This is a genomic window from Kitasatospora putterlickiae (assembly GCF_039527695.1).
GTDB lineage: Bacteria > Actinomycetota > Actinomycetes > Streptomycetales > Streptomycetaceae > Kitasatospora > Kitasatospora putterlickiae.
Map to the genome: position 1 here is coordinate 28881 of NZ_BAAAKJ010000125.1, position 4064 is coordinate 32944.

The 4064-nt window shown below is 73.7% G+C and carries 4 protein-coding genes; 1 reads left to right on the plus strand and 3 read right to left on the minus strand.

From position 1 onward, the window contains the following. Positions 1-17: 17 nt before the first annotated feature. From ABD308_RS13265 to ABD308_RS13275, 3 genes are all read right to left on the minus strand, one after another. On the minus strand, positions 18-896 hold the full coding sequence (locus ABD308_RS13265) for an NmrA family NAD(P)-binding protein (protein ID WP_344332980.1): 879 nt from the start codon (positions 894-896) through the stop codon (positions 18-20). Between the two features lie 66 nt (positions 897-962). Further along, a complete protein-coding gene (locus tag ABD308_RS13270) occupies positions 963-1442 on the minus strand; it encodes a hypothetical protein (RefSeq protein ID WP_344332982.1) in 480 nt (159 codons plus the stop codon). A 103-nt stretch (positions 1443-1545) separates the two neighbouring features. Beyond that, positions 1546-2067 carry a MarR family winged helix-turn-helix transcriptional regulator gene (locus ABD308_RS13275; RefSeq protein WP_344332984.1) on the minus strand — a complete coding sequence of 174 codons (522 nt, stop codon included), beginning with the start codon at positions 2065-2067 and terminating at the stop codon, positions 1546-1548. 249 nt (positions 2068-2316) lie between these two features. Here ABD308_RS13275 and ABD308_RS13280 point away from each other — a divergent pair, with 249 nt between their 5' ends. Beyond that, positions 2317-3951, plus strand: coding sequence for an FAD-binding oxidoreductase (locus tag ABD308_RS13280; RefSeq protein WP_344332986.1), 1635 nt, complete (start codon positions 2317-2319; stop codon positions 3949-3951). Positions 3952-4064: the final 113 nt, after the last annotated feature.

A 4064-nucleotide genomic window follows, 5' to 3' on the forward strand; every position in this document is an offset into this window, starting at 1 on the left:
CGGGGGTGTGCGGAGGGTCAGTGGAAGGGGTGGCGGAACCGGTCGGCGTGCTCCTGGAGGAACGCCTCCAGGGTGCGCGGAGGCCGTCCGGTCAGCCGGGTGGCGGCGTCGTCGGGGGACTCCGGGCGCTCGACGGCGAGCCGCTGGATCTCCACCACGTGGGCGGCCAGCCAGTCCGGCATCCCGGCCCGGGCGACCAGATGGGCGCGCAGCTCCTCGGGCGGCAGGTCGACGTAGCCGACCGGCCGGCCGAGCAGGCCGCTCAGCATCCCGGCGACCTCCGGGTGGCTGTAGGCCCGGCCGCCGGTGAGCGCGAGGCTGCCGCCGGCCGCCTCCGGGCGGGTGAGCACGGCCGCCGCGACGTCGCCGATGTCCCGGCAGTCGACGTAGTTGCAGCGGGCGGAGCCCATCGCGCCGTGGATCAGCCCGGCCGCCGCGATGCCGGGGGCGAGCAGCAGCAGCTTCTGCATGAAGGCGTACGGGCGCAGCACGGTGGTGGTGACACCGTGGGCGCGCAGCCGCTCCTCGACCAGGTGGTGGCCGCGGGAGACCGCGACCGGGGAGTCCGGCTCGGCGGCGGGCGCGGAGACCTTGACGATGTGCTCCACGCCGCCGCGGACCGCGAGGTCCACGGTGAGCAGCTCGTACTCGACCTGGCGCGGGCCGTTGGCCATGGTCAGGAAGAGCTGCCCGGTCCCCTTGAGGGCGGAGCGCAGCGAGTCCGGGTCGTCGGCGTCGGCGAAGACCGCCTCGACGAGGTGGCGGGTGCGCGGGTCCAGGCCGGCCGCCAGCCGCTCGGGGTCGCGGCTGAGCGCGCGGACGGGGACGCCCTGGGTGGTGAGGCTGTGCAGGGTCGCGCCGCCGGTGGCGCCGGACGCGCCCATGATGGTGATCACGCGGATCTCTCTCTTCTCTCGGTTGTTCTCTCGGAACGGTGCTGGTGGTGAAGGCCCGGGCCGGGGTCAGCGGGCCCGGCGGCGCCGGGGGCGGGTGCCGCGCCAGCGCCAGGTGATCGCGGTCGCCGCGATCGCGGCGGAGACCGGCAGGTCGAAGCGGAGCCGCCCGGGCCACGGGCTGTCGGCCAGGGCCGGGATCCGGGGCAGCAGCTGCCAGCCCGCCATGCCGACGGCCAGGGCGACGGCGGCGGCGCCGAGGCCGAACAGGGCGGTGACGAGCGGGCGCGGTCCGCGCTCCGCCCAGGAGCCGGCCGGGCGGCGGCGGTGCCGGGCGCCGACCAGGGCGGCGACCAGCGCGGAGGTGCCGGCGATGGTGGTGACGGCCGCGATCTTGAGCTCCGACTGGCCGGTGGCGAAGCCGCCGATCCCGGCCATGACGGCGGGCGCCGCGTAGGAGACCAGCACCTCGCGCCAGAGCACGAACGGTGGCGGGGCGGCGGTGGGGGCGGCGGGTCGCCGCTCCTCGGTGGAGGCGGTGGTGGGCATGACTGCTCCAGGTGATTAGGAGGCTAACTATAGGTGGTGAGGCGGCTAACTATGTGGGTGTGAAGAGCAGCGGCCCGGGGGAGGGGTGGGGCGTGGGGCCGGGTCAGTCGTCGGTCAGGGCGGACATGCCCTCCACCAGCCGGGCCAGCAGGTCGAGGAAGAGCGTGCGCTCCTCGACCGAGAGGCCGCCGACCATGGCCTGCATCCGCTGGAAGTGCTCGGGCGCCATGTCGCGCAGCCGCTGGGCGCCGCGCGGGGTGAGCACCACGACGTTGCCCCGCCCGTCCTCGGTGGAGGGCCGCCGGGCGACCAGCCCGTCCCGTTCCAGTCCGTCGACCAGGCCGGTCACGGTCGCCCGGGAGACCCCGAGCGCGGACGCCAGTTGCGAGGGCGGCTTCTCGCCGCCGTGGTCCTCCAGTTCGGCGAGCAGTCGGTAGCGGCCGGTGGACAGGCCGAAGCGTGCGAAGTGCGCTTCGCCGGCCTGTCCGAGCCGGGACCCGGCGGCCATCAGTCGCGCCGCGACCAGGACCGCCTGCGGGTCGGCCGACAGGCCGTACCGGGAGAGCTGCCGGCGGGCCTGATCGAGCGTGGGTGCGCCGGTTCCGGCCTCGTGCTGCTGTGCCATGGAAGTAATATGGCGGCTAATCAGATGCCCGGTCAAGTGGGGCCGGGCGCGCGGCGATCCGCGGGGCGTCCAGCGTTCCGGGTCCGGAGGGGCCGCCCGGCGACGAAGCCCGGCGACGAAGCCCGGCGATGAGGCGCGGCGGGAATTCGACCGCTTACTTTCACATTAATTCGCGGTCGTTCAGTGCCCCGGTTTTCCGTGCTAGCGTGCGGCCGCCAGCTTCTCAACGTCGAGGAAACGGGTCGAGCGATGAGTCGTGAATTCTCCCGCCGGGGATTTCTCGGCAGCACCGGAATGGCCGCCGCCGGGATGTCCGCCGGTTCGCTGGGCCTGGCCGCCGGGGCCGCCGGGAAGGCCGCCGCCGAGCCGGTGGAGCAGCCCGAGGGGGTGACCGTCTTCCCGTCGGACCCCCGCTACGAGACGCTCGGCCAGGGCTTCAACCAGCGGTGGCGCAGCCGTCCGGACTACATCCGGCTGGTCGGGAACGAGGCCGACGCGGTCGCCGAACTCCGGTCGGCGCTCGACCACGGGCTCCGGCCGACGGTGCGCGGCGGCGGCCACTGCTACGAGGGCTTCGTCGACAACGACCAGGGGGTCATCCTCGACCTCAGCACCCTGCGCGGCGTGCGCGCCGCGACCGACAAGTTCGGCACCGCCACCTACGGCGTGGAGGGCGGCGCCACCAACTGGGACGTGTACACCGGCCTGTTCCGCACCTACGGCGTGACGCTCCCCGCCGGCTCCTGCTACTCGGTCGGCGCCGGCGGGCACGTCTGCGGTGGCGGGTACGGACTGCTCTCCCGGCGGCACGGGCTGACCGTCGACCACCTGGTCCAGGTCGACGTGGTCACGGTGCGCGGCGGCCGGGTGGAGCTGACCCGGGCCAACCGCGCGGACCCCGAGGGTTCGCCCGAACAGGAACTGTTCTGGGCCCACACCGGCGGGGGCGGCGGCAACTTCGGCGTCGTCGTGCGCTACCACTTCGCCCGCACCCTGCCCCAGCCGCCGCCCCGGGTCTGGCTCAGCAGCGTCGCCTGGCGCTGGGCGGACCTGCGCGAGCGCCCCGAGGACTTCCGCACCCTGGTCGGCAATTTCGGCGAGTTCTTCGCGGCGCACAGCGGGAAGGAGGAGACGGCGTACCGGGGGCTGTTCTCCATCCTCCACCTCACCCACCACTCGAACGGGAACGTCGTCCTGTTCAGCCAGTGGGACGAGGAGGACCCGGCGCCGCTGGAGGAGTTCCTGGCCCAGGTGGAGGCCGGCATGCGGACCCCGTCCACCACGCAGACCGACCAGGCCGGTCTGCTCTACCTGCCGTACCCCGACCGGCGGCGCCAACTGCCCTGGTTCCAGGCGACCATGACGCTCAACGGCTCCGGCGCCAACCAGCGCGGCAAGTACAAGTCCGCCTACCACCGCACCGCCTTCACCCCGGCCCAGATCGACACCTGGTGGACCTGGCTCACCCGGGACGTCGAGGGCGTCGACCTCACCCAGACGCTGGTCCAGATCGACTCCTACGGCTGCCGGATCAACGAGCGCGACAGCACCGAGACGGCCGCCGCCCAGCGCGACTCGGTGTTGAAGCTCCAGTACCAGACCTACTGGACCGACCCGGTCCAGGACGCCGGTCACCTGGACTACCTGCGCGGGCTCTACCAGGACACCTACCGGACCACCGGCGGCGTCCCCGAGATCGACACGGACACCGACGGCGCCTACGTCAACTACCCCGACGTCGACCTCGGGACCACCGCCGACCGGAACCCGGCCTACCAGCGCCTCTACTACAAGGAGAACTACCCCCGGCTGCAGCGGGCCAAGAAGATCTGGGACGAGGGAGACGTCTTCCACCACGCCCAGTCGATCACCCTGCCGTCCTGAGCCGACGGGCCGGTCACCGGGGCGCCGGGGCCGGATCCCGGTGGACGCGGAGCCCGTCGCGCAGCGCCGCGCCGTAGCCGTCGCCCAGCTCCGCCGCCGTCTCGGCGGGCGCC